The 24,085-nt window shown below is 36.5% G+C and carries 24 protein-coding genes; 15 read left to right on the plus strand and 9 right to left on the minus strand.

Annotated features, from left to right (window positions below; genetic code table 11):
- The first annotated feature begins 11 nt into the window (after positions 1-11).
- The 3 genes from EO766_RS13825 (at position 12) to EO766_RS13835 (ending at position 1,956) form a co-directional block, all read left to right on the plus strand.
- Positions 12-449, plus strand: coding sequence for a cytochrome C oxidase subunit IV family protein (locus EO766_RS13825; protein ID WP_068245402.1), 438 nt, complete (start codon positions 12-14; stop codon positions 447-449).
- A 108-nt stretch (positions 450-557) separates the two neighbouring features.
- Entirely contained in the window at positions 558-1,379 is an 822-nt protein-coding gene (locus tag EO766_RS13830) for an SCO family protein (protein ID WP_074418947.1), read from the plus strand.
- A 34-nt stretch (positions 1,380-1,413) separates the two neighbouring features.
- Positions 1,414-1,956, plus strand: a complete 543-nt coding sequence (locus EO766_RS13835; protein ID WP_074418946.1) for a DUF420 domain-containing protein — start codon at positions 1,414-1,416, stop codon at positions 1,954-1,956.
- Here the strand turns inward: EO766_RS13835 and EO766_RS13840 are convergent.
- From EO766_RS13840 to trmB, 3 genes are read right to left on the minus strand one after another with little or no spacing between them, the layout of a single operon-like run.
- Positions 1,937-2,335 carry an MGMT family protein gene (locus EO766_RS13840; protein WP_218330825.1) on the minus strand — a complete coding sequence of 133 codons (399 nt, stop codon included), beginning with the start codon at positions 2,333-2,335 and terminating at the stop codon, positions 1,937-1,939. The genes EO766_RS13835 and EO766_RS13840 overlap by 20 nt on opposite strands.
- Before the next feature lie 12 nt (positions 2,336-2,347).
- Positions 2,348-2,554, minus strand: coding sequence for a C1orf53 family protein (locus EO766_RS13845; RefSeq protein ID WP_074418945.1), 207 nt, complete (start codon positions 2,552-2,554; stop codon positions 2,348-2,350).
- Positions 2,541-3,245 carry a tRNA (guanosine(46)-N7)-methyltransferase TrmB gene (trmB, locus tag EO766_RS13850; protein WP_074418944.1) on the minus strand — a complete coding sequence of 235 codons (705 nt, stop codon included), beginning with the start codon at positions 3,243-3,245 and terminating at the stop codon, positions 2,541-2,543. The genes EO766_RS13845 and trmB overlap by 14 nt, the downstream gene beginning before the upstream one ends.
- Positions 3,246-3,371: 126 nt before the next feature.
- Here trmB and cysC point away from each other — a divergent pair, with 126 nt between their 5' ends.
- From cysC to EO766_RS13885, 7 genes are all read left to right on the plus strand, one after another.
- A complete protein-coding gene (gene cysC / locus EO766_RS13855) occupies positions 3,372-3,980 on the plus strand; it encodes an adenylyl-sulfate kinase (RefSeq protein WP_218330826.1) in 609 nt (202 codons plus the stop codon).
- Between the two features lie 17 nt (positions 3,981-3,997).
- Positions 3,998-5,326: an arylsulfotransferase family protein gene (locus EO766_RS13860; protein ID WP_074420337.1), complete on the plus strand. Its 1,329-nt coding sequence runs from the start codon at positions 3,998-4,000 to the stop codon at positions 5,324-5,326.
- A gap of 11 nt (positions 5,327-5,337) precedes the next feature.
- Positions 5,338-5,505: a hypothetical protein gene (locus EO766_RS13865; protein ID WP_179853183.1), complete on the plus strand. Its 168-nt coding sequence runs from the start codon at positions 5,338-5,340 to the stop codon at positions 5,503-5,505.
- A gap of 374 nt (positions 5,506-5,879) precedes the next feature.
- Positions 5,880-6,944: a sulfotransferase gene (locus tag EO766_RS13870; protein ID WP_074418941.1), complete on the plus strand. Its 1,065-nt coding sequence runs from the start codon at positions 5,880-5,882 to the stop codon at positions 6,942-6,944.
- Positions 6,945-7,333: 389 nt separating this feature from the next.
- Positions 7,334-7,807 (plus strand): Lrp/AsnC ligand binding domain-containing protein, encoded by a 474-nt coding sequence (locus EO766_RS13875; protein ID WP_074418940.1) that lies wholly within the window; start codon positions 7,334-7,336, stop codon positions 7,805-7,807.
- 35 nt (positions 7,808-7,842) lie between these two features.
- A complete protein-coding gene (locus EO766_RS13880) occupies positions 7,843-8,709 on the plus strand; it encodes a Wzz/FepE/Etk N-terminal domain-containing protein (RefSeq protein WP_074418939.1) in 867 nt (288 codons plus the stop codon).
- Positions 8,709-10,169, plus strand: a complete 1,461-nt coding sequence (locus EO766_RS13885) for an O-antigen ligase family protein (protein ID WP_074418938.1) — start codon at positions 8,709-8,711, stop codon at positions 10,167-10,169. The genes EO766_RS13880 and EO766_RS13885 overlap by 1 nt, the downstream gene beginning before the upstream one ends.
- Here the strand turns inward: EO766_RS13885 and EO766_RS13890 are convergent.
- The 3 genes from EO766_RS13890 to EO766_RS13900 all read right to left on the minus strand — a co-directional run bounded on the left by EO766_RS13890 (position 10,149) and on the right by EO766_RS13900 (position 13,505).
- Complete coding sequence (locus EO766_RS13890) at positions 10,149-11,264, minus strand: ABC transporter permease (RefSeq protein WP_074418937.1); 1,116 nt, start codon at positions 11,262-11,264, stop codon at positions 10,149-10,151. The genes EO766_RS13885 and EO766_RS13890 overlap by 21 nt on opposite strands.
- 259 nt (positions 11,265-11,523) lie before the next feature.
- Complete coding sequence (locus EO766_RS13895) at positions 11,524-12,672, minus strand: glycosyltransferase (protein WP_074418936.1); 1,149 nt, start codon at positions 12,670-12,672, stop codon at positions 11,524-11,526.
- A 20-nt stretch (positions 12,673-12,692) separates the two neighbouring features.
- Positions 12,693-13,505, minus strand: a complete 813-nt coding sequence (locus tag EO766_RS13900; protein WP_074418935.1) for an alpha/beta fold hydrolase — start codon at positions 13,503-13,505, stop codon at positions 12,693-12,695.
- A 92-nt stretch (positions 13,506-13,597) separates the two neighbouring features.
- Here EO766_RS13900 and EO766_RS13905 point away from each other — a divergent pair, with 92 nt between their 5' ends.
- Positions 13,598-14,038 carry a MarR family winged helix-turn-helix transcriptional regulator gene (locus EO766_RS13905; protein WP_074418934.1) on the plus strand — a complete coding sequence of 147 codons (441 nt, stop codon included), beginning with the start codon at positions 13,598-13,600 and terminating at the stop codon, positions 14,036-14,038.
- A 50-nt stretch (positions 14,039-14,088) separates the two neighbouring features.
- Positions 14,089-15,879, plus strand: coding sequence for an acyl-CoA dehydrogenase FadE (locus tag EO766_RS13910; RefSeq protein WP_074418933.1), 1,791 nt, complete (start codon positions 14,089-14,091; stop codon positions 15,877-15,879).
- Positions 15,880-15,985: 106 nt separating this feature from the next.
- On the opposite strand, the gene EO766_RS13915 is transcribed toward EO766_RS13910, so the two are convergent.
- Together EO766_RS13915 and EO766_RS13920 are read right to left on the minus strand one after the other, a co-directional pair.
- Complete coding sequence (locus EO766_RS13915) at positions 15,986-16,324, minus strand: DUF4907 domain-containing protein (RefSeq protein WP_074418932.1); 339 nt, start codon at positions 16,322-16,324, stop codon at positions 15,986-15,988.
- Positions 16,317-17,363 carry a Kelch repeat-containing protein gene (locus EO766_RS13920; protein WP_074418931.1) on the minus strand — a complete coding sequence of 349 codons (1,047 nt, stop codon included), beginning with the start codon at positions 17,361-17,363 and terminating at the stop codon, positions 16,317-16,319. The genes EO766_RS13915 and EO766_RS13920 overlap by 8 nt, the downstream gene beginning before the upstream one ends.
- Positions 17,364-17,723: 360 nt before the next feature.
- On the opposite strand from EO766_RS13920, the gene EO766_RS13925 reads away from it, so the two are divergent.
- From EO766_RS13925 to EO766_RS13935, 3 genes are all read left to right on the plus strand, one after another.
- Positions 17,724-19,094, plus strand: coding sequence for a DUF4270 family protein (locus tag EO766_RS13925; RefSeq protein WP_074418930.1), 1,371 nt, complete (start codon positions 17,724-17,726; stop codon positions 19,092-19,094).
- 9 nt (positions 19,095-19,103) lie between these two features.
- Complete coding sequence (bamG, locus tag EO766_RS13930; RefSeq protein ID WP_074418929.1) at positions 19,104-20,372, plus strand: BamG family beta-barrel-assembly machinery protein; 1,269 nt, start codon at positions 19,104-19,106, stop codon at positions 20,370-20,372.
- Between the two features lie 111 nt (positions 20,373-20,483).
- On the plus strand, positions 20,484-21,701 hold the full coding sequence (locus EO766_RS13935; protein ID WP_074418928.1) for an N-acetylmuramoyl-L-alanine amidase family protein: 1,218 nt from the start codon (positions 20,484-20,486) through the stop codon (positions 21,699-21,701).
- Positions 21,702-21,773: 72 nt separating this feature from the next.
- On the opposite strand, the gene EO766_RS13940 is transcribed toward EO766_RS13935, so the two are convergent.
- Complete coding sequence (locus EO766_RS13940; protein ID WP_074418927.1) at positions 21,774-24,008, minus strand: hypothetical protein; 2,235 nt, start codon at positions 24,006-24,008, stop codon at positions 21,774-21,776.
- Between the last annotated feature and the right edge of the window lie 77 nt (positions 24,009-24,085).

Below are 24,085 nucleotides of genomic sequence, written 5' to 3' on the forward strand. Positions count from 1 at the left end.
AAAATAATTATATGGAAGATTTAAGAATATTAGATGATGCTCATGCAGTAGCAGCCCGCAAAGAAGTGTACAGGGTAACTATTATTTTGAGTGTGCTTACCATTATTGAATTAGCATTGGGTTATTCAATGGTAAATATGTCTGAGCAAAGTTTCTCACGGCACTTGATCAAAGGAATAATTTTGATTTTGATGCTGGCAAAAGCTTTTTACATTGTAGCTTATTTCATGCACTTAAAACATGAAATAAGAAATTTAATCATGACCATTGTATTGCCTTTGGGCTTGTTCATTTGGTTTATCATTGCTTTTTTGGCCGATGGTAACTCTTTCAGAGAATTACGCAATAAATATGCACCTTACGATCAGGAGAGCAATATTCCGGTACAACAAAAAGTACATGGTGAACACGAAAAAGGAACCATTGAATTGAAAAAAGCGGTAGAGTAAATTGAAGCGATAGAATAAATAAGATTGTAATATTTTTTTAACATCTATTTTAGCAACCATTGTCTACCAGCAATGGTTGTTTCATTTATACAACATTACCTTTGCACCATGAATAAAAAAGCCGTTTTGGCACTGCTAATAGCTATACTCATTCCGTTGGTTAGCTATTTAATGTTGAAATCTTTCAGCGATAAGTCAGTAGTAATGCCCGGAAAATTATTGTTAGACAGTGTTGCTACCCGAATTGTGAATGGGAAAGAGGTTACTGACAGTTTTTGGCATCACACGGCCAATATTACATTAGTCAATCAGTTGGGCGATACCGTGAGTTTGTACGATAAACCCGGTAAAATAACGGTATTGGATTTCTTTTTTACCAGATGTCCATATCCCTGTCCGGTATTAACCCGTAACATGCGCAAATTACAACAGTCATTTTCTAATTATGAAGAAGGCAGAAAGGTGGTAGACTCTTCGATTGTACAGTTTATTTCTTTTTCAGTAGATCCGGAAAGAGATAGTGTACAGGCATTAAAAGCCTATGCCAATCAATATGGCGTAAATCCGGATAACTGGTGGATGCTAACCGGTCCGAAAAAGAAAATTTATGATTTTGCTTTCGATGAATTAAAGATAGGATTAATTGACGGGCATAATGTAGATACTGCTTTTTTACATACACCCTCTTTTATTTTATTAGATAAAAATTATATTGTTCGTGGTTTATATGATGGAAGAGATACGGTGGCATTGGGTAAACTGGCTAAAGATATTGGGTTATTAATGTTAGAAAAAGACAAATCGCAAAAAAGTGAGGTGTTTGCTTCTATTATTGCATTAAAATGGCTTTGGGTAATTATAGTGTTGATGATCATCATCTTTGTATATGCTTTAACCAAAAAACCCGGTATTCCCAAACAAAACACCTGATTTTTTCGTTTATATCTGAAAATTCAATTTAAAAATGTTAAGTGCAATTATCAAAAAAAATGATAAACAGGCAAAACTGCTGATTGGTGTATTTTCCTTTGTAGTATTTGCTGCAGTAGTATTGCTGAGTAATTTTAAATTAACGGTTAACCTTGGTTTTAATGTTCACTTATTTGCTGCTTTTAATGCCATAGTCAATACCATTATTGCAATATTGCTTATTGCAGCATTGGTAGCAGTAAAAACAAAACATTATTTATTACACAAGAAATTAATGATCACAGCACTTATACTCTCTGTGTTGTTTTTGGTTAGTTATATTGCGCATCATCTGTTGGCCGGCGAAACAAAATTTGAAGGCACCGGTTCTATTAAGGTTATATATCTTTTTATTTTATTTACCCATATTTTTCTGGCTGCCATTATATTGCCCTTCATTTTATTTACCGCTTACCGGGCTTTAACAGCAGAGTTTCTCTTGCATAAAAAACTGGCACGTTATACCTGGCCGCTTTGGTTGTATGTTGCTGTTACGGGCCCTGTTGTGTATCTGTTTATCAGTCCTTATTATCAATAATATCCAAAGCAATGGAGGGATCCCAGAAATGGGTTTTAAAATCAACAATGGTATCATTCTTTACGGCAATGCCCTCCCGTTCTAATAAGATTTGCATTTGTGTAGGTGTTTCAAAATGGGCTTTCCCGCTTAAAGCGCCATTGCGGTTTACTACCCTGTGTGCAGGCACATTTGGTAAATGATGTGCATTGTTTAGTGCCCATCCTACCATTCTTGCACTCATTTTGGTGCCTAAAAAATTAGCAATGGCACCATAACTGGTTACCTGCCCTTTGGGTATTAATGCCACTACTGCATATACCTGCTCAAAAAAAGAGTGGTCTTTTTTACCGCTGGGTAAAATAGTTTTAATGGGAATTGATTTTTGTAATTTAGCCAATGCCTTTTTTGTTTAAGGTTCGGGTGATGCATTTTTTATAGATGCAACTGCCTGTTCAGTTAAAGCCGATCGTTTGGGTTCGGGAACATTTTCATACTGGTAAGGGCAATGTCTGCAGCCATACCCACAGCAATAACCTTTTTCTAAATGGTATTTTTCTGTCAATACCATATAACCTTGCACATCATAATAAAAATCAGTTCCTTCAATTAGCGACATGTTCAAGAATTAATTTTTTTAGTATTGCATCTTTTTCTACATCCAATGGCTTGTTTAACCGGAAAGCCAAATAATGAATGCGGTTACTTTTGGCAATATCTAACAATTCATAATGGGTTTGAATGGTATGTTCCGGTAATAATTGTTGTTCTGCATACAGGTTATCATAATCTTGTAACAATTCCAAGTCAAATAAGTTGATAACAGCTTTGGTGAAATAATACAGATCCGGACTGTCTGTTTTTAAATGTACAATGCCATTGGGTTGTAATACTTGTTGGTATAACCGTAAAAATCGTGGATGGGTTAATCTTTTTTTGGCTTTTGATAAGCGCAGTTGCGGGTCGGGAAATGTTATCCAAATGGCTTCAACTGTATGGGGGGTAAAATATTGGTGTATACCCTCAATTGGCGTTCTTAAAAAAGCAACATTGGGTAAGTTTTCTTCTATGGCTGTTAAAGCACCCCGCCAAATGCGATTGCCCTTTATATCAACACCAATATAATTTTTTTGTGGATACAGCCTTGCTAAACCTATTGTATATTCTCCTTTACCACAGGCTAATTCCAAAACCAATGGGTGTTGATTTTTGAAGAAAACCGTCCACTGTTCCTCCATGTTTTGGGGCAATTCAAAAACATTGGGAAAAGATTTAATTGCCTCGAACCGAATTAATTTTTTATGTGCCATGGTAAACAGCAAAAATAGGGTTACAATATTGAAATTGAATTAAACCTAATAAAAAAATAAAAGTCTGATTAAAACTTATAGGCAGTTAGCCTACATTAACCGGTCGTTTCAATAAACTAAGTGTGCATGCAGCAAAGTTTTACTTCACACCAAAAACAATCTTTTTTATACACTGAAAGCTCATCAATTCATCGGGTGGTTAGCATAGCAAAGCCTTTCGTAGTTTGGTTAACCGGATTAAGTGGTGCAGGTAAAACAACCTTAGGAAACCAATTATTCAATGAATTAAAGGAAGCCAATGCGCCTGTCATTTTATTAGATGGAGATATTATCCGCCAGGGTTTATGTAGCGATTTGGGTTTTACACAGCAGGATCGTGATGAAAACATAAGAAGGGTTGCCGAGGTAAGTAAATTAATGACTGCTGCAGGGTTAATTGTAATTGTTGCTTTTATTTCACCAACAATAATAGAAAGAGATGTTGCCAAACATATTATTGGCAGACAAAATTTTGTTGAGGTGCATGTAAGTGCCTCTATAAAAGCTTGTATAGAAAGAGACCCAAAGGGGCTTTATAAAAAAGCATTGGCCGGCCAAATAAAAAATTTTACAGGGATTGATGCACCTTATGAAATACCCATAGCTCCTGAAATAAGAATAGATACCGAACAGGTATCTGTTGAAACGGCTACTGCTGAAATATTGTACTATCTGAAAACAAATAAATTTATTTAATCATTTTATTGATTCGTGTGGGCAAAAAAATTTCGATTCGCTGGTTGTTATTAATAGTATTTGCAGGCATAATGATTATGTTGTTATTTGGGGCTGCGGTAAGGCACCAGCTTTTAGGAGGTAAAAAATTAGGGAAAGCAGGCGAATGGGCAGTTGCTGTAGCAGCATACCCAAAAATGGTGCGTGATGCGCTGGGAGAGGTATTGGGATTCAATCAGCAAATTATTCCCAATAAAAATACAGCAATCAATGGGTTAACTTATTTTAATACATCTAAAAAAGATACCGGCGCTGTTTTAACAACCGTGTATGACCTTACCTATCATCAAACAACAGTGAAATTAGTATCCTTACAAAATGGACAGATTTTAAAAGTATGGATACCGCCATTGGATAAAATTCGTAATCTTACACATACCAACAATCCTTTTTTTCATAATAGTGTTTTACATACTAATGAGGCTCGTGCCTTGCATCCATTACTGCTTTCAGATGGTGCTATAGTAGTAAAAATAAATGACGGCCCCCTATTTAAATTAGATAGCAACAGCAACATTGTTTGGCTAATTGATGGTGTATTTCATCATTCTACCGAAATAGATACAAATGGTAATTTCTGGTCGCCCACTGTTTTAGATACCTCATTTATTCAGGAAGATTTAGTTGGGAAAAACAGAAATGATGCCATTGCATGCATTTCACCACAGGGTAAAATCATTTCTATTCAATCTGTTGCACAAATTCTGGTTGACAATGGTTACAAAGGCCTTTTGTTAGGCACCGGATTAATTGACGAAGACCCCCTGCATTTAAATGAAGTAAGGCCGGCTTTATATAGCAGCAGGTATTGGCAAAAAGGAGATTTATTGGTGAGTTTACGACATAAAAGCACTGTTTTCTTATATCGGCCTTCTACAAATAAAATTATTTGGCTAAAAACAGGCCCCTGGCTCAACCAACATTGTCCTGATTTTGTGGATAGTACACATATCAGCATTTTTGGTAACAACGTTGTACGAACATTTGCTTTAGGTGGTGATAAGTTATATCAAAATACAAATCAGGTGTATTTATACAATTTTGCAAATGATTCTGTAACAAAACCATTTGCAAAGGTTTTTCAACAGAAAAAAATTGGCACAATAACAGAGGGTAGGGTAAAAATATTGAAAGATGGAACTGCGTTTGTAGAGGAATCTAACTTTGGGAGAGCCTTTCGGCTATCGGCAGATGCTGTGTTATGGGAATATAAATGCCCGATAGATGCAAAGCATCTCAGCATTCTATCGTGGGGGCGTTATTTATTAAAAACAGGAGATGAAAAATTTGATTACAGTGAAAATTAAAGCTTAAAAATATGTTGAATTATATTGGTCCGGGAATGGATGGCGGTGTACTTTCAGTTGTTTTTGGCATTTTACTATCTTTTTTTATAGCAGTATTTGCAATTGTATGGTATCCATTTAAACGATTTCTGAAAAAATTTAAGAAAAACCGATTACACAACAGGAAGATGAACAGTTGATATGATAGCAAATATCATGTTGTTTGTTTTGTTTTTTCTCCTGTTTCTTGCAGGGGATGCTTTGCCATTTACAAGATACATCAATGCTTCGTGGGTTTGTTATCGGAAATTGTACACTGTTTTTGTACGATATAAAAAAGCTTCAGATCAATACAAAGAAAAATTTATATTAGGTTATTCTATCCTTTTGCTCAATAATAGTTTGCGTTTGATTGAATTATTAATAATTGTAATAACTATATTTTTATTAATCGTATTCTGCCTAAGTTTTTTATACTGGCGTAATTCATATTTATTTCAATACCTGCTTACATGGCGTGTTTTTTGGCTTTCAGTTTTTACATTTATTGTATATTTTATTGTGAAAAAAATATATGAGCGAATTTGATTACTCATTATTATCTAAAATGCTGCATTCCATTGCTTTGGGCAACAGAAGTGTTTTAGAATTTAGTTTTGATATGGAAACTGCTTTACAAAAAAATAAACCTGTAGCTATAGGTTCTCCTGTTTTTGTGAGTGGTTTAGCCAGAAGCGGAACTACCATTATAATGCGTACACTTTATGAAACCGGGGCATTCCGATGTATTACTTACCGCGATATGCCTTTTGTTTTAATGCCCGGCATTTGGAAAAAATTTAGGGGAAAAACAATCACTAAGCCAGAAGAAAAAGAGCGTGCACATGCCGATGGAATTATGGTGAATTTTGATAGTCCGGAGGCATTTGAAGAAATATTTTGGCGATGTTTTTGTGCAGATGATTATATTAAAACAAGCAGTGTTATTCCCCACAAACTTTCAAATGAGGTAATCCAAAAGTTTCAGCTTTTTATGCAGCATACGGTAGCAAGTGCTGAAAATTCAACCGGAGGGATACGTTATTTGTCTAAAAATAATAATAATATATTAAGGTTCCCACAACTTATGCAACAACTGCCTCAGGCTGTTTTTATCATACCTTTTCGGCATCCACTGCAGCATGCTTATTCATTAATGAAACAGCACAAACATTTTTCCAGCATGCAAAAAAACAATCCGTTTGTATTAAAATACATGAATTGGTTGGGGCATTTTGAGTTTGGCTTGGGGCACAAACCTTTTATTTGGAAGCAGGAAGATGAAGCCATTTTGCAACAGTTTTCCATTAATGAAATAAACTATTGGTTACAATGTTGGAAAAATTATTATGAAAAAATTCTGGCATTCAATGAGGCTAACTGTATTTGTATTTGTTATGAAGATTTAGGAACAAAAGGTGCTGATATTTTCAGCAATTTATTAAAGCGATTGCAAATACAAAATACAAGGGCAATACCACCCTTTAAAGTACCTGCTTTTCAACAAATAGAAAATTTTGACCACAGTTTATTAAAAGCATGTATGTTTGTCTATGAAGCACTGCGGGTAAAAAGCAATGCAGACATAGAACGTAAATAAAACGGATAGACTTGGTGCAACAAAAAAGCCTTCAAAGTAAAAACTCCGAAGGCCCAAATGCACATGAGAATTAGAGAGAGCTGTAGGGGTAGGAGTCGAACCTACACGAGGAAGTTAGCTGTAACACAAAGTCCGGTGGTCAACCCCGGTCTTTCTTGCGAAAGGCTCTATGCTACGTTTATCCTTTTGTCCTCACCCCCGAGACGAGAGGGCATGTCTGCCAAATGTTTCATCACCCCACAGTATAAAGAGCTGTTTTTTATTATGACAGCACAATATTAAACATTATGTAACATTATTTAAAAATAAATCAATAATTTTTTTAAAAATTTAGAAATTGTTCATTATTTTTATAATTTAATTAAATTTATTTAAAAATAAACTGCAATATGAGCCTTAAATTAAATCTTGACAAACTGGATTTGCAAATTATTCAGGCCATGATGGAAGATGCCGAAATTTCTTATGCCGATTTAGGTAAGCAATTGTTTGTGTCGGGCGGCACCATACATGTTCGCATTAAAAAATTAGAGGAACAAAAAATAGTAAAAGGCCGAAAATTGGCAGTAGATTTAAAAGCGCTGGGCTATGATGTGATTGCGTTTATTGGCATTTATTTAGAAAAAAGCTCTTTATATGATACGGTTGCCAGCGAACTAAAATCTATTCCGGAAATTGTACGCCTGAATTACACAACAGGCAATTACAGCATGTTTGCTGAAATTGTTACGAAAGATATTCAGCAACTTCGTTTTGTTTTACACGATAAATTACAAAACATTAAGGGTATTGAACGAACAGAAACCTTTATTTCGCTGGAAGAAAGTTTTAGCAGAAATGTGGTGGTTGATCAGCAGGATTAAAATCATCAATTCGTTAATCTTCTAACCAATTTTTTATGCCCACTGCATTGAATTTATCAGATGTGTTGCATACACTTCAGCAACACCGAAGAAAAATTATTGGGGTAGTTGTGGTTGCCTGCGTAATTGCCGCTATTACGCTTTTTTTTGTTCCCAGATATTATAAGTCAACCGCTTATGTATTGCCTTCAAATCCTGAGTTGGCAGATAAGGAGTTGGCAGCTTATAATAACTTACAAAGGCTCTATTCCTATTTTGGCAATGGAGATGATTTGGATTTATTGTTTGGGATGACACGCTTAGATACGCTGTACTATCAGTTAACAGATAGTTTTCATTTAGTGAATAACTACGCTATTACAGGAACGAATGCTGCGTTGAACCGTTGGAAGGCCATGAAGGCGCTTCGGGAAAATTTGCAATTTAAAAAAACTGAAAACAATCAATTGTCCATTAGTGTGTGGGATAAAGATCCTGTATTGGCTGCCCAAATGGCCAATGGGGCTGTAACAGTTTTGAAAAATTCAGAAGAAAGCCTATGGATGCGGAACTATCAAAATGCAATGCAAACCTTGCAAAATCAAATACAATTATTGCAGCAAAAAATAAATGAAACTGAACAACAGTTGTCCGTATCAGGAAGCACAAATGTTAATACAATGATTTTGCAAACACAAAAAATACAGGATCTTCAGCAATTGGGGCAATACCGGAAAAATATGGCAGATTTACAATTAGCCATACAAAACGTGCCTGCAGGATTATATATCGTAGAAAGTGCTGCCCCTGCTGTAAAGCCCGATCAACCCAAGCCAATACTGGTAATGATAGCAGTAGGTATCATTAGCTTTGTTTTTGCGGCTTGTGCTGTCTTAATATATAATCGTAACCGGCCAACTTAATGCGCATTATTCATTTTTTTTATAAAAAACCATTTTTAACCGCAGCCATAGTTTTGATGATGGCTATTGTGTTAGGCATTGTACTCCATCAACCTTTGTTTTTTGCATTGCCATTTATAGGGATATTCCTTCCTCTGCTTTATAATGGAACAGTACACTATACTTCCTATTTATTTTGGATTTTACTGTGTGCATTACCCCTTTCTACCGAATGGCAGGTAACTGATACGCTATCACTCAATTTCCCGGATGAAGCTATTATGATGCTGCTAACGGGCTTGTTTTTTTTAAAATGGCTGCTAAAACCTGAATTCATTCCTTCTTATGTTTTAAAACACCCTTTGTTTTTTTTAATTGTATTACATATCATTTGGGTAGCGATTACTTGTATCTATTCTGAAAACCCCATTCTTTCCATAAAATTCTTATTGGCTAAAAGCTGGTTTATTGTTCCTTTTGTGTTGCTACCTGCGCTGCTTATACAATCGCAGAAAGATTTTAAAACATTGGCTTTATGTTTCATTGTGCCTATGTTATTGGTGGTTGTGCAGGCGCTGGTTCGCCATACGTTCTATCATTTTTCATTTGAAGGCATAAAAAAAACACTGTCTCCTTTTTTTCGTAATCATGTTAATTACTCTGCCATGTTGGTGTGTGTTTTGGCTATGTTAGTTGCCATGTTGGTGCTTACCCCTTCCACTCATTCATCCAGGAAATGGTTATATGGTATAATGATGGTTTTTATTGCCGGATTAATATTGTCGTATTCAAGAGGTGCCTGGCTGGCATTGATTGTGGGGATGGGCATTGCTTTTATTTTATATAAAAAATGGCTGTGGCAATTTGTTATTGGTAGTTTTGTTTTGATAAGTCTGATTGTATATGGGCTTGTGCAGCAAAATAAGTATTTAAAGTTGGAGCCCGATTTTCAGCATACTATTTTCCACACTAATTTTAAAGACCATTTGGAAGCCACTGTTGCCATGAAGGATGTATCGAATGCGGAACGTATTTACCGTTGGGTGGCAGGGGTAAACATGGTGATTGATAAACCTGTTACCGGCTTTGGACCTAATAATTTTTATAATTATTATAAAGCTTATACCAATAGTGGATTTAAAACCTGGGTGAGCAGCAATCCTGATCATTCATCGGTTCATAATTATTTTTTGTTAACAGCTTTAGAGCAGGGCTTACCGGGTTTACTATTCTTTTGTACTTTATTTATCGCCATGTTGGGCTATGCACAATATTTATTCCACCATTTACAAGGTCGCTTTTATGCTATGGTTGCATTAACAACCGGTGCTGTTGTAGCTATGGTTGGCACTTTGAATTTTTTGAGTGATTTAATTGAAACCGATAAAATTGGAAGTCTTTTCTGGCTTTCTGCCGGTATACTCATTGTATTATCTCATCGCTTAAAAATTGAACAACAATCAATTGCCGGGTTTAAATGAGCCTGGAATATTGAGTATATCACTTAATCCGTTCCCCAATAAATTAAAGCCTACCACCAACAGCATAATGGCAATACCCGGTGCCAATGCCAATACAGGCTGATGTGTAATGATAAAATTATAGTTTTCTTTAATCATCAATCCCCAACTGGGTTGCGGTGGTTGAACACCGATTCCTAAAAAACTTAGTCCTGCCTCAATTACAATGGCGCCTGCAAAATTATTGGCTGCAATAACTATAACTGGCGCTGCAATATTGGGCAAAATATGTTTGAAGAGAATACGAAGGTTGCCAAACCCTAAAACCTTTGCTGCAGTTACATAATCCAATGTTTTGGCGGCAAGGGTCTGCCCCCGAACCATACGGGCAACATTTACCCACATGGTCAGTCCCACTGCTATAAAAACCTGCCAAAAACCCTTACCCAATAAAAGGGTTACTGCAAAAACCAGTAATAAAGTTGGAATACTCCAAATTACATTAATACACCACATAATAATGGCATCTGTTTTTCCACCAAAATAACCCGCAAATAAGCCTAAAACAATGCCAATAGTGAGTGATATGGCTACTGCAATGAATCCCACTGCTAAACTAATACGGGTTCCAATTAGGAGTCTGCTTAAAATATCACGCCCAAATGTATCAGTACCAAGATAAAAATGCCGGTGCATAGCAAATGGTTGCCCTAAGGTTTTAAGTGGCACTTGAATTGAAGCGGTAATGCCATCATCAATATATTTTTTTGCAAAAACAGTGTCATGATGCAGATAATAAGCAGTAACAGGGATGTAACGATACCGATCGGGCTTGCCATTGTATAAAACATGAAAAAAGTGCAAAATGCCTTTCTCTCCATTTAGTGGTATAGTATCTGTAGGCATGCGAAGTAACGAAATACTAAAACCCGGTGGTTTACTGCCAATTTCGGGGATCATTCGGTTGGCATTGGTAGTGGTATCGGGTGCAATAATATATGCAAATAGCGCAATGAATATGGCCATTGTAACAATGCCAATACCTACAGCAAGACTTTTATTTTGAAAAATCAGTTTGCCGAAATTTTTTATGTGTTTACCGAATTGAGCAGGCATTTGCAGAAATCTGTCTGAAATTTAAAAAACAAAAAAATGAAAGTTAAACATTTTTAGTTTTTGCAGGTCATAATTGTAGAGAAAGCCCTTAATGTCATATTTAAACTCATTTTATCATTATTAAAATATAATTGTATGCTACATGTGTTTAAAAATATTGTTTTGCTGCCTTTTGTGTTGCTAACATTTATTTGCCTGTTATTGTATGTTGGATTTCCGGAAAAAAAGATTGCCTGAATGAACTACGGAAGGTAAAGCATTACACTACCCTTCTTCCTTTCCATTGATAATGCCCGAATTTTCCCAACCAGCCTACTATAACGGTATAGGCTATATGAATGGGTTGTAAAAATGGGAACCAATGCAAATGGTTTTCACCAAAAAAACGACTAACCGGTTTCATAAATCTGAGTTCAGTAAGGGTTTTAATCAAAAGCAGTAACATCCAATATATTAGTATCCGCCAATCAAAAAATGCAAGAAAAGGCATTATGAATAAAACCAAATTATACAGATAAACAAATAGCAATACCCCAAAAATACTTTTGTCCTCATACTTATCCGCCTTACTGGCCCATCTGATGCGTTGATGAAGCAATTCATACCAGCTAAAAACAGGTTGCGTTAATACAATGGCGTTAGGATGAAATAAGTAAGTTGTTTTTCCCGGATATTGTTGCTTTATTTTATTCATGAGCAGCATATCATCGCCGCTGGCAATATGATTAATGCCGGTAAACCCATTCACAGAAAAAAAAGCTGCTTTTTGATAAGCCAGATTAGCACCGTTGCACATGCTGTGCCACCCTGCAGAAACAGAAGCGGCAGTAATACCCTGCAGACTTAAAAAATCTAAATATTGAAAAGCGCCTAACAATGTAGGATAATAAATAAATCTTACCGGTGCGGCAATCAATATGGGTTGTTCTTTTTCAATACATTTTGCAAAACTGCTGATCCAGTTTTTCCCCGCTACACAATCGGCATCTGTTGTAACTATCCATTCGCTACGGGCATAATGAATGGCTCTTTCAATAGCCCATTTTTTATAAGAATTGGTAGTAGCATCTCTGCTTTCTTTCGATAAATCTATTAATTGAATATTGGTATATTGTTGTTGCCATTGCTGTACAATAGCTGCAGTGTTATCGGTGGAGTAATCATCAATTACAATAATTTCTATTAAATGTGAAGGGTAATTTTGTGCAGTAATACTTTTTAAACATGCACCAATATTGGCCGCTTCATTTCTGGCAGGTATTATGATGCTGAAAGAAACAGCAGGCTGTGTTTCAATTGCATCAACAAAAGGTTTTAACCGCACAAACCATCTTCTGTACAACAAAATCAGCCATACATAAAATAGGGTTAATAAAATTGCAATAATCAGAATGAATGGAATGAACATGGTATTGCAAAGAAACAATATTACTTAGAAATGGCTGCGGCAATTACAGCTGCATTTTTTTCTTTTAATAACTGATGCCCTGCAGCAATGATATCAATACTTACCCATGATGCTATTCCTTTTTTAAACTGAAAACCATATTTTGGCGTGATTACACGATCAAATTGACCAAAAATTAAATGTATTGGAACATAATATTTGCGGATATTTTGTTTTAAAATTTTGTGATTGGGTTGAAATTTTCGCAGCGTTGTCCATCTTTCATACAGTAATTTTCTGGCGTTGGCATCGTCTAAATAAAAATGTGCAAAATTGAATACGCTTTTATTGAATAAACCAATTTTACAAGAGGCCTCCATACATACAAAAAGCGGTTTGGGATGTTGCATGGCCCATTTAAATAATCGATTACCTACACGGGTTTGAGTAGACAGATAATGCCATTTGTTATGGTGTAAGCCATCTGGTGCAATTAAAATAGTTTTTTGTATTTGTTCGGGAAAATATTGCAATAGCTGCAGAGCCATTCTACCACCCATACTATAACCCAAAATAATGAGCGGTTGTGTATATCCATTTGCAATGGTTGTAATTATTTGCCATAAGTCAGTTGCTGTAAAATGAAAACCTTCCCGCCAAACTGTTCCGCCATGAAAAGGCAAATCAATGGCAATAATGGTATAATTGGTGCACAGCTTGTTTTCTAAAAAAGAAAAGCTACGACCATCTTCTCCATACCCATGTAGGGCAATAATCAAAGTGGGTCCATTCCCTATTCTGTAATATTGAACATACGAGTTTCGAAAGGGTAATTTTTCTTGAAGCACTGCCATTATAGTTTTAAAACTTACAAAAATTTCGGAAATATTACTTGGTAATTTGATAAAGATACACCAATTTTGAAAATAGTTGCATAACTAACTATATGCCAAACAACCAATTTAAGCGAGGCGAATTATACAGTGTAATCAATGGCATGGCATCAATTGCAGTTGCAAGGCGATTGCAAAAAAATTTCAGACAGGCAGGATTGGAAATTACCATTGAGCAGTGGAGTATTTTGTACCATTTATGGAAAGAAGACTGTTTGAGCCAGCAGGAATTGTGCAATAGAACTTTTAGAGATAAGCCCAGCATTACCCGGCTAATAGATAATTTAGAAAAACAGGGATTGGTAAATCGCCATCCATCACCGACCGACAGAAGAATTAATCTGGTTTGTTTAACTGAATCTGCAAGAGGATTACAGGAACTTACCTTGCAATTAGCCAATCAAACCATGGAAGAGGCACTAACGGGTATTGCAAAACAAGATGTTGAAATTGTAAAAAAAGTGTTGCAGCAGGTGTACGATAATTTAAAATAGCCGGCAGTTTTTACAGATATTTTCATAATTCAATAATAAAATTTACTGATATGTCAACCGATACAATAACAACGCTGCTGAAAGGCGGCGAGTGGTTAATCGAAGAAAGCGATCCACAACAAACCTTTATTCCTGAAGATTTTAATGAAGAACAGCAAATGGTGATGGATATGTGCCATCAATTCATTGCTACAGAAATTGAACCGATTATTGATCGTATTGATCAATTAGAGCCCGGATTAATGCCTTCGCTTTTGCAAAAAGCGGGAGAACAGGGATTACTCTCCACCTCATTCCCCGAAGAATTTGGCGGATTGGGGAAAGATTTTATTACCGCCACAATCGTGAATGAAGGATTGGGTGGCGGCTTTTCATTTTCAGTGGCAATTGCAGCCCATACAGGCATTGGTTCATTACCCATTTTATATTTCGGCACACCGGCGCAAAAACAAAAATACATTCCCAAATTAGCATCCGGTGAATGGAAGGGCGCTTATGGTCTTACAGAACCCAACAGTGGTAGTGATGCTTTGAGTGCCAAAACAACGGCCACATTAAGCAGTGATGGGAAATATTATTTATTAAACGGCCAGAAATGCTGGATTACCAACGGTGGTTTTGCAGATGTGTATACTGTTTTTGCCAAAATTGATGGCGATAAGTTTACGGCTTTTATTGTAGAACGAGGTTTTGAAGGCTTTACACAAGGTCCGGAAGAACATAAAATGGGGATTAAAGGATCATCTACCGTTCAATTGTATTTTCAAGATTGTAAAGTGCCGGTAGAAAATGTATTGGGCGAAGTTGGCCGTGGCCATATTATTGCTTTCAATATTTTAAATATTGGCCGTTTAAAATTAGATGCTGCAGCTTTAGGTGCCAGTAAAAAAGCAGCCGGTATTTCTGTACAATATGCCAATACCCGCGAACAGTTTAAAGTGCCTATTGCCAGCTTTGGTGCCATTCAGCATAAATTGGCCGAAATGTGTACCCGTATTTGGGTAGCAGAATCAGCTTTATATAGAACCGCCAAATGGATTGATTTAAAAGAAGCAGAATTAATGCAAAGTGGTGCCGGGTTTGATACATCTTTACTAGGCGCAGCAGAAGAATTTGCCATTGAATGTGCCATGCTGAAAGTATTTGGTAGTGAGTTGCTGGATTATGTAGTAGATGAAGGGGTGCAAATACATGGCGGTAATGGTTTTAGTGATGAATACATTATCAGTAAAGCTTATCGCGATTCTCGGATTAATCGTATTTATGAAGGTACAAACGAAATAAACCGGTTGCTTACAGTAGATATGATGCTGAAACGTGCCATGAAAGGTAAATTAGATTTAATGGGGCCGGCAATGGCTGTTTCTAAAGAATTGATGAGTATTCCTGATTTTGGATCTGAAACAGAAGGTTTATTTACCAAAGAATTAAAGTATGTAGCTAATTTTAAAAAGGCCATACTGTTAGTTGCCGGTGCTGCTGTTCAAAAGTTAATGATGCAATTAGAAAAAGAACAGGAGCTGTTGATGAATATTGCGGATATGGCTATTGAAGTGTATCATGTAGAAAGTGCCCTGCTTCGTTTAATAAAACTGGCGCAAACAAAAGGCGAAACTGCTGTAAGTTTGCAGGCAGATATGGTGCGTACTTATTTGTATGATGCGGCTGAACGTATCAATAAATCGGGCAAAGATGCGCTGAATAGTTTTGCAGAGGGCGATGAATTACGCATGATGCACATAGGTTTAAAAAGGTTTACAAAAGTGGAGCCTTTTAATACAAAAGCCGCCAGAAGAACAATTGCAAAAACCATGATAGCAGCCAATCAATATCCATTTTAGCAGATAAATACAACAAAATTGTTGCTATAGATATAAAGAGTAAACAAATAAAAAACCCGGCATTGTTCATTTGCCGGGTTTTTTTTATATACAAAATTGAAACGTTTTATCTGGTTATGCCGCAACTGTCTAATTCAGCATTGGTTACAGTAGGAAAATGAGCCTGATGGTGTTTCATTTTATCAATTACCAAACGGGCAATGGTTGCTGCCTGTTCTTCAGAAATAAAGCCTTTTCTTCCCGATGCGCCGGGTATAATATTTTGGTGAAAGCGCAATTCATTGTTCACAAAAATATCATAGCCCCACTGCAAACTATCTGAGTAATAAGTTTTATAGGTTATTTGGGGCACTTTAGATTTTTTGTTTTTTTCCAAGATGCCTGTTACCACAAAAAGAAAAACAGCTATCCCAAATAAAATATATACCCAATACTTTTTAATCATTTGGGTTATAAGGTTGATAAGGTAACCATTCGTTTAAGTCGTCATAATAAGCTGAACCACCTGAACCTGTGGTAACAAAAGCCCTACCTGCAACAGAAAAACCGATGGCGCCTGAACGACCAGCTCTTTCAAAATTGGTTTTTTGGAACCATAAATCGTTTACAAAATCATAACCCCAGGTACTAATGTTATAGCCACCATTTTGTCCGGTTGTGATGTAAGCAGAATCGCCTAACACAAATCCTACACCGTGGTCGCGAATAATATTGGTATACAAATCATCATAAGTATCAGCACTTACATTGGTAATGGGGCGTAACTGATTCCATGGGTTAGCGGTGTTGGATGGGTCAAATACAGTAAAGTCGTTCACTTCTCCATTATTGTTTCCGGTTACAATATAAGCCTTGTTTTTATAAACAAACACAATACCGCCCTGGCGTTTGCTACCGGTAAACTGAGTAGCAGTTAAAGTCCAGGAATCAGCGTTAGGATTGTATTGCCAAGAATCTTTTTTATTAGAGCCACCATCATAACCACACAATAAATAACCTAAGTTGCCAATTGAAAAGGCCAGTGCATCAATACGGGGGGTGCCAGCAAAACTTGCTTTTTGAGCCCAGGTATTGGTGGTTGTATTGTATTGCCAGGTATCATTTAAAAAGTTATTGAAATTATCCTGACCGGTGGTAATATAACCATTGGTACCAACCGCAAAAGCAACGGCATTGCTTCTGGGGGTAAAATTAGCAGGAGCATTGGCCAATTGCGTCCAGCTACCATTGGCGCCTTTGGTAGGATCAAAAGAATATAAATCGGAATACCTAATGTTTTTGGCTAAGTTGTATCCGGTTCCAATATAAGCCACATTTCCAACAGTAAAGGAACAGGCAGCAGTGCGCTGGTCGCCCACAAAGTCGTTGGGAGATAATACCCAGTTACCACTACTTTGAGTGGGGTCTAATACGGTTCTGGCACAGGAAATAAGCAGTAATACCAAGCTGGCGGGTAAGAAAAAGAAATACTTAATTTGCTTCATTGACGTTTAATTTTTTCTAAAATTAAGGGTGAGTGTACTTTAAAAAGTTAAAACTGGTTTTCTTTAAGTTTTCAAAGATAAGTGAATAATACTGGTATGGTCAAGTTTTTGAATGGGCTTTTTTTAGTGTAAAATAATTGATTTAACAAGTCTTTTTGTTTTGGCTGCTCTTATGTTTTGTAACCTTGCGTTCTAAATGTTTTGATTATATGAGTTGTAAGCACGTTTGCAAATGTTGTAGCTGTATATTTGTAAATTATGCATGCTGCTAACAATTTTATAACAGGTTGCAGCTTATAATATATTGTATTCTAAAACCGGTTTCTAAAACCCTTTTTAATTGAGATAAGACCATACATAATGCTTAAGAAACTACTTATTTTATTCTTTACCCTTGCTTCTATTGTTTTATTGAATGCCTGCAAAAGGGCAGATATTAATTTTAGTAGTCAGTTATTAGACAATACACTTACCCAAATTATCATGACTGATACTTTTAATACTGAAATTTCGACTGTATATATCGATTCTTTTTCAACCGGCTCAACAGGTGTTACTGTTTTTGGGGGTTATACCGACCCTTATTTTGGCAGGTTAGATGCGCAAACTTTTTATGAAATTGCACCACCTACCACCAAAGCTACTGATTATGTAAAGTCCATTTATGATTCGTTGTATATTACCTTAAAACTGCGTAAAACATTTTATGGCGATACCACGCAGCCCATTCATATTCAGGTATCCCGCCTTTCAGAGCCTATTATCCCGCCCTCCTTTTATGGCGATCCGGGTAGTATATTATATAGTAAAAACAGTTTTGCGGTATTTCCAAAACCCTTAGGTACTACCGATGCCTATATTCGCCCAACTGTGGATGATTCCATTCATATAAAATTAGATGATGCCATGGGGCAGGAACTTTTTAATAAAATAAAAACAGCCAGTTTAGATTTACAGAGTACCTCTAATTTTCTCAGCTATTTTTATGGATTACGTATTGCCTCAAACAGTAACAGCCATGCAGTATATACCTGTGCAGATTCTGCTACTGTGTTTTTAGCCTATCACAATCCGAATTTAAATAAAGACAGTGCCCGATTGGCTTTTCCATTAGTGAACAGAAACTTGCATTTTATTCATGTTACAGCAGACAGAACCGGAACGGCATTGCAAAATTTGGGTGGATTGAATCAACCCGGAAAAGTAAATATTATTAAGAGTACTCAGGCAGGTAATATGGCTTTCTCCCAGCCTATTTCCAATACCATGATAAAAATTCGTTTCCCGAATATTCAGGATGTACAAAAACTGCCTTATTATGCTAAATTCTTAAAAGCGCAGCTCATTATTCGTCCGGTTGCAAACAGTTACAGTCCTTTATATTTTTTGCCACCACAATTAAGGCTTTCCACCACCACCATTTTAAACCAATTGGGGCAGGATTTAACACAGGTAGCAACGCCAGGAGCCGGCGCTGGTGTGCAGTATGGCAATCTGGTTACCGATTATTTTAGTGGTAAAAGTTATTATACCTACGATTTAACCAATTATGTTAAAAGTATCTTGGCGGATCCTGAATATCCCTATTATCAATCCGGATTATTGCTTACACCTCCCAATCCGGCATTTCAATCTCAATTTGCAAGATTAGTAGCAGGTGATAGGTTTTATCCAAATATTAACTGCCAAATTGAATTAGACCTTTATTACGCATCTGTAAAATCATACTAATTGTTTAGAATGAAGAAAATTGACCTTTATATATTACTACTTGTTTTTACTTTTACAACCTTGTGTAGTAAAGCGGTTGCGCAAAACAACAATTCTCCTTACTCTATCATTGGTATTGGCGATTTGGAACAAAGTTATTTAGACCGTACATCCGGTATGGGGCATGCAGGTGTGGCGCTATCTGGTGGCAGAACCATGTATATGGCTAACCCGGCTTCATTAAGTATGTTGGATGAGCATTTTTTTAATTTTGAAATAGCTGCCCGCTACAGGGGTGTTTCTTATACCGGACAGCCTATTGATTTGGTGAACAATAACCAAAGTGCTGATATTCAATTTAAGAGAATTGCTATGGCTATAAAAGTAAGACCCAAATGGGCTATCGGCTTTGGGTTAACTCCATTTAGTACCGCTAACTACTCTTTTTATTCCAATAAAGTAATTCAGGGCACACAACAAACTTTCCCGGCTTATTATACTGGAACTGGAAGTACCAATTTATTTTATATTACCAACAGCTATAAATTTTCCGACCATTTTTCGGTTGGCTTACAAGCCTCTTATTTGTTTGGACAATTGGGCCAAACAGAAACAATTTCCGGAACTGGTTTAGATAGTAACCTAGTTACCACAAAAAATACCTATCTCAATAACCCATATTTAAAATTAGGGGTGCAATACCGAACCAAAATTGGCAAAAAATGGAAAGTGGCATTAGGTGCATCTGGTTCTATGCAAACCAAATTAAACAGTTTAACTTCATTGAATGTAACCGATGGCACCACAACACTAATAGATAATCCGCAATACAATATTGGTACTTTTACGCTTCCGGATATGTACACGGCTGGTATTGCCCTTACTTATAAAGACGATTACACTTTTGCTGCCGATTATACTTATCAGGATTGGCGTAAATTAAATTACAGCGGGCTTTCTTATAATCTGGTAAACAGCAATCGGGTAAATGTTGGTTTTGAATACAGCAAAAAAGCAAAATTCAGAGATATTACTGCAGAGAAAAGCTTTTTTCAGGCCGGCTTTTTCTATGGAAAATCTTATGTGAATATAGCCGGACAGCAAATTGATAATATTGGAGGTACCCTGGGTACCGGCTTTAATGCCTTACGTAGTACACTTTCTGTTCAGGTGAATTTAGAAGGTGGGGTTCGCGGAACTACCATTAACGGTTTAGTGAAAGAAAATTATCTTCAGGTAACCTTTATTCTGGGCTTCCGTGAATTTTGGCTTCCCCGCCACTTTAGAAGATATGATTAACCTAGAACTGACACCATCATTTCTATGCTGAATTATTGGTATTTTCATTTACGGAAAAAATCGTGAAATCTAAATTTTTACTGTTTTCTCTTTTCTATAAATTACCGTAAGATGAAATATTGCCTGATTTGTCCCATTCTCTTTGTAGTATTTACTGCCTGTAGCCAATCCAATCATCAAAAAGCAGAACAATCCAATGTAATTGTTAAAAAAAATTCTATTTGGTGGGGCAAAACCACAGGTAAATTGCCTGCACTGTTGTATGGCGAAGGAGCCGACCGATTAGGAGGTGCCGTCATGGGCTATATTGATACCGGTGTGGTTTGTAAAATCATTGGCCGGCCTAAAAAATTTTATCAATTACAATTGTCGCAATTTCATACAGCATTGATTGATACTGCAATGATACAACGTGATACTGCATTGCAAACAGCTAAACCCGTGCTCAGCGGATCGTGGAAAGCCTGGGGTACTGATAGCTGTTATGATATCGTAACCATTCATTTAAATGAGAAAGTGCCTTATACTTCCTACATGGAAGTAAATCCTGCTGCCATAAAAATTAATCTGTATGGCGTGCAAAGCAATACCAACTGGATCACACAGATGCAATCGCTGAAGGAAATTAAAAATTTATATTACCATCAAATAGAAAATGATGTGCTGGAAGTTACCATACAGTTACAACATGCACAGCATTGGGGTTATACCATTGGGTATGAAGGAAATAAACTGATAATTAAAGTTAAACGTCAGCCCAATATCGTTGGTTTATCGCATTTAACTTTTGCTGTTGATGCCGGGCATGGCGGAACCAATGAAGGAGCCAGCGGAAATGTGTATGGGTTAGTAGAAAAAAATTATACATTGTTATTTGCCAAAGAATTAGGAAAACAGTTAAAACTGGCACATGCAAAAGTAATGATGACAAGAACCAACGATACTACCTTCGATAATAAAGACAGGGTATTGTTTTTGCAACAAAAAAATCCAGATGTGTTGATTAGTCTGCATTTAAATTCGGCAGATGATGCCAGTGTGAATGGCGCAAGCACCTATTATAAGCACATTGGTTTCAGACCACTCAGCCAATTCATTTTAAAACGGATTGCCGCTATTAAAATGAACGAGTTTGGCAATGTAGGCAGTTTTAATTTTGCTTTAAATGCCCCCACCGATTTTGTGAACTGTTTGGTTGAAATTGCCTTCTTAAGCAATAAAAGCGATGAGGCTAAAATTAAAAGCCCTGCCTTCCGAACTGCAGTAGCCAGACAAATTGTACTGGGTATAAAAGATTGGTTGCAATATGTTTCTACCGAAAAAAATTAAGCTTCCTACTTCCCAATCATTATTTCAATATGCATACAAACATAAAGTTTTGTGCTGTTTTTTGTGGGCAATTTATTGTAAGTCGTGGCTTTCTTTCATAAGAAAATGCAGTGCCTGCAAGTTTACTTTGTTATCAAAAGCATCAATCACACTTTTCTTTTCAGCAGCAGTGAGGTGAAAATTTAATGTAGCAGCCGCATCTTTTTTGGAAGCGAGGTATTGAAAAGAAACGGTATAAAAATGTGAACCGTATCCATCTGCAAAATAATTCAATGCATCGTGCTGATAATAATCCTGTAGCCTAAACCAGTTGTATTGAAGCAATAGCAAAGGTTTGGTGAGCATGCTTAACAAACTGGTATTATCGTATGGGTTTTCCCAATCATCAATACTTCTATCACGCAATTGTATAATTATCACCTTTCTGGTGTTTTCTTTTAACCAGTCTTTAAATACATTCAAAAAGCGGAGTGTTAATTCCTGTCCAAAATTATCGCGAAGGCCGGCATCCATTACATCAATAATAGGTTGAGAGGGCAACCATACATTCGGCAGAACAAATGGGAAGGTTGCATTCATTCTCAGTGCCGATAAAACGCGCAGGCTGTCGCTGTTTTGCTGTTTGAAAAAACTATTAAAATCAATAGCATCTGAATCGTAAGCCGTGAGGTGCGAAGAATCGGGCAGGGGGCGCATTAAAAATCGGGCAGGGTGGGTGGCCACTATCATGTTTCTTGCATCGCGGCTGATGGTGGAGTTAAAGAACATGATGGGAATAGTGGCAGAAGCTTCTGGGGCCGCATAAGCATGAATGTTTTTATCTAACAGTCCATGTGTGTTCTCGTTCAATTTTTCTTCAAAGGCGTAGCCGCGGTCTTTAATATATTCAAATCCTTCATATTTAAATTTTTGTACCGGCCCAATAATGTCACGTGTAACAAAAGAAGAAAAAAGCGGATTTAATAAATCTTTGGCAACATCATCTACATATTTTGTATCGTGCAAATGAATATTTTTATTGCCGATGATTTTTTGATAATACAATTCTCTAAAATATGCTGCGCCCAATAATCCGCCGGAAGCTCCGTTAATGAATAAAGTATGCTGCATAAGATGGCCTTGTAAAACACTGTCTAGTTTTTGTAAGGTGTTCATGGTAAATACTGCACTTCTTAAACCCCCACCACTGGTATTGATGATATACATGATTGGTTTTTCCTCAGATTGCCGTGCTTTCCATTTATTTAAGATGGATAAATAATATGCTTTATCGGTCAGCATTGCACTATCAGATGCCAATTGTTTAACTGCAACTGCATCATATACCGGTCTTTCTGTTTTATTATCATAATTTAATCCATAAGCTTTGTTTCTGGGGTCTATAATACCGGCCTGGTAAAAATAATTCAAGATTAAATAAATAATAATAATGAGTGGAATACTCCAGCTTTTAAAAAAAAGCGACACTGCTCCCGAAACAGCAATTAATACGGCAAATAGTACTGAAATGCTGGCTGCAGCAGGTATTTGAAACAATCGGGTATCGGCACTAAAACCTAAAATAATTAAAAAAATAAAAGCAATGAGAATGGCAATTACAGCAGCAATATGGTGTTTGGAAAATACATCATCTAAAAACGATTCATTATAGTGCCTAATATCGCGAGGCCTGCGTAATTTAAAGCTGGCGCTCAAAAACCAATCAACCCGCATTTCTGATTTAGCCTGCGGCAATGGCTTGTCGTTGATAATAGAATTATACCGCTTGTTGGCATCTGATATACCTTTTTTAATGGTGTAATAAATGGTTTTGTCGGCACTAAAAAAATAAACAAATGCAAACAGAATAGATAAAAATAAACCACCGGTAAAACCGGCAACGGTAAATAGCGTATCGCCTAAACTTTGCAGTTGTTGTTGTTGGGCATATTGCAATCCTCTAATTAAATAAAACACTAAAAACAGCAATGGCAGCACAGCATTGTTGATGCAATATTTTAAAAATGGAGAGGCTGTAGTTGCTAAAAATTTAACATATCGGGCATTTAAAATAAATGTAGTAATATTCCAGCTCATAATAAAAATGCCAATAGCAAAACCCACAATAGCGGCGCTAACAGGATTTACTTTATCAAAATATTCAGGTGCCAGATAGAGTGAGTTAGCGCCAAAATTTTCCATGAAATAACCGGCTATGGTAGCAAAAAGAATATACCAGAATAGCAGCAAAATCTGGTACTTTCTAAAATGCAGTAAAAAAAGCTGTACAGGTAATGAATACCAAAAGCCTAAAAAATATTTTTTCATTCGGTTGTGTATAAGCTTTGTAAACCATATCAACCATGCAGCAATCTTTTCATTACACTAATATGGCTGCAATAAAT

It is taken from the genome of Hydrotalea sp. AMD (assembly GCF_004100315.1).
Lineage (GTDB): Bacteria > Bacteroidota > Bacteroidia > Chitinophagales > Chitinophagaceae > Hydrotalea > Hydrotalea flava.

Coding starts and splice junctions, on each gene's coding strand:
- EO766_RS13925 (WP_074418930.1), top strand. CDS start 17,724: ATGCTTAAGAAACTACTTATTTTATTCTTTACCCTTGCTTCTATTGTT.
- EO766_RS13935 (WP_074418928.1), top strand. CDS start 20,484: ATGAAATATTGCCTGATTTGTCCCATTCTCTTTGTAGTATTTACTGCC.
- bamG (WP_074418929.1), top strand. CDS start 19,104: ATGAAGAAAATTGACCTTTATATATTACTACTTGTTTTTACTTTTACA.
- EO766_RS13905 (WP_074418934.1), top strand. CDS start 13,598: ATGCCAAACAACCAATTTAAGCGAGGCGAATTATACAGTGTAATCAAT.
- cysC (WP_218330826.1), top strand. CDS start 3,372: ATGCAGCAAAGTTTTACTTCACACCAAAAACAATCTTTTTTATACACT.
- EO766_RS13920 (WP_074418931.1), bottom strand. CDS start 17,363: ATGAAGCAAATTAAGTATTTCTTTTTCTTACCCGCCAGCTTGGTATTA.
- EO766_RS13885 (WP_074418938.1), top strand. CDS start 8,709: ATGCGCATTATTCATTTTTTTTATAAAAAACCATTTTTAACCGCAGCC.
- EO766_RS13910 (WP_074418933.1), top strand. CDS start 14,089: ATGTCAACCGATACAATAACAACGCTGCTGAAAGGCGGCGAGTGGTTA.
- EO766_RS13915 (WP_074418932.1), bottom strand. CDS start 16,324: ATGATTAAAAAGTATTGGGTATATATTTTATTTGGGATAGCTGTTTTT.
- EO766_RS13900 (WP_074418935.1), bottom strand. CDS start 13,505: ATGGCAGTGCTTCAAGAAAAATTACCCTTTCGAAACTCGTATGTTCAA.
- EO766_RS13825 (WP_068245402.1), top strand. CDS start 12: ATGGAAGATTTAAGAATATTAGATGATGCTCATGCAGTAGCAGCCCGC.
- EO766_RS13830 (WP_074418947.1), top strand. CDS start 558: ATGAATAAAAAAGCCGTTTTGGCACTGCTAATAGCTATACTCATTCCG.
- EO766_RS13895 (WP_074418936.1), bottom strand. CDS start 12,672: ATGTTCATTCCATTCATTCTGATTATTGCAATTTTATTAACCCTATTT.
- EO766_RS13880 (WP_074418939.1), top strand. CDS start 7,843: ATGCCCACTGCATTGAATTTATCAGATGTGTTGCATACACTTCAGCAA.
- EO766_RS13835 (WP_074418946.1), top strand. CDS start 1,414: ATGTTAAGTGCAATTATCAAAAAAAATGATAAACAGGCAAAACTGCTG.
- EO766_RS13865 (WP_179853183.1), top strand. CDS start 5,338: ATGTTGAATTATATTGGTCCGGGAATGGATGGCGGTGTACTTTCAGTT.
- EO766_RS13890 (WP_074418937.1), bottom strand. CDS start 11,264: ATGCCTGCTCAATTCGGTAAACACATAAAAAATTTCGGCAAACTGATT.
- trmB (WP_074418944.1), bottom strand. CDS start 3,245: ATGGCACATAAAAAATTAATTCGGTTCGAGGCAATTAAATCTTTTCCC.
- EO766_RS13870 (WP_074418941.1), top strand. CDS start 5,880: ATGAGCGAATTTGATTACTCATTATTATCTAAAATGCTGCATTCCATT.
- EO766_RS13875 (WP_074418940.1), top strand. CDS start 7,334: ATGAGCCTTAAATTAAATCTTGACAAACTGGATTTGCAAATTATTCAG.
- EO766_RS13845 (WP_074418945.1), bottom strand. CDS start 2,554: ATGTCGCTAATTGAAGGAACTGATTTTTATTATGATGTGCAAGGTTAT.
- EO766_RS13940 (WP_074418927.1), bottom strand. CDS start 24,008: ATGAAAAAATATTTTTTAGGCTTTTGGTATTCATTACCTGTACAGCTT.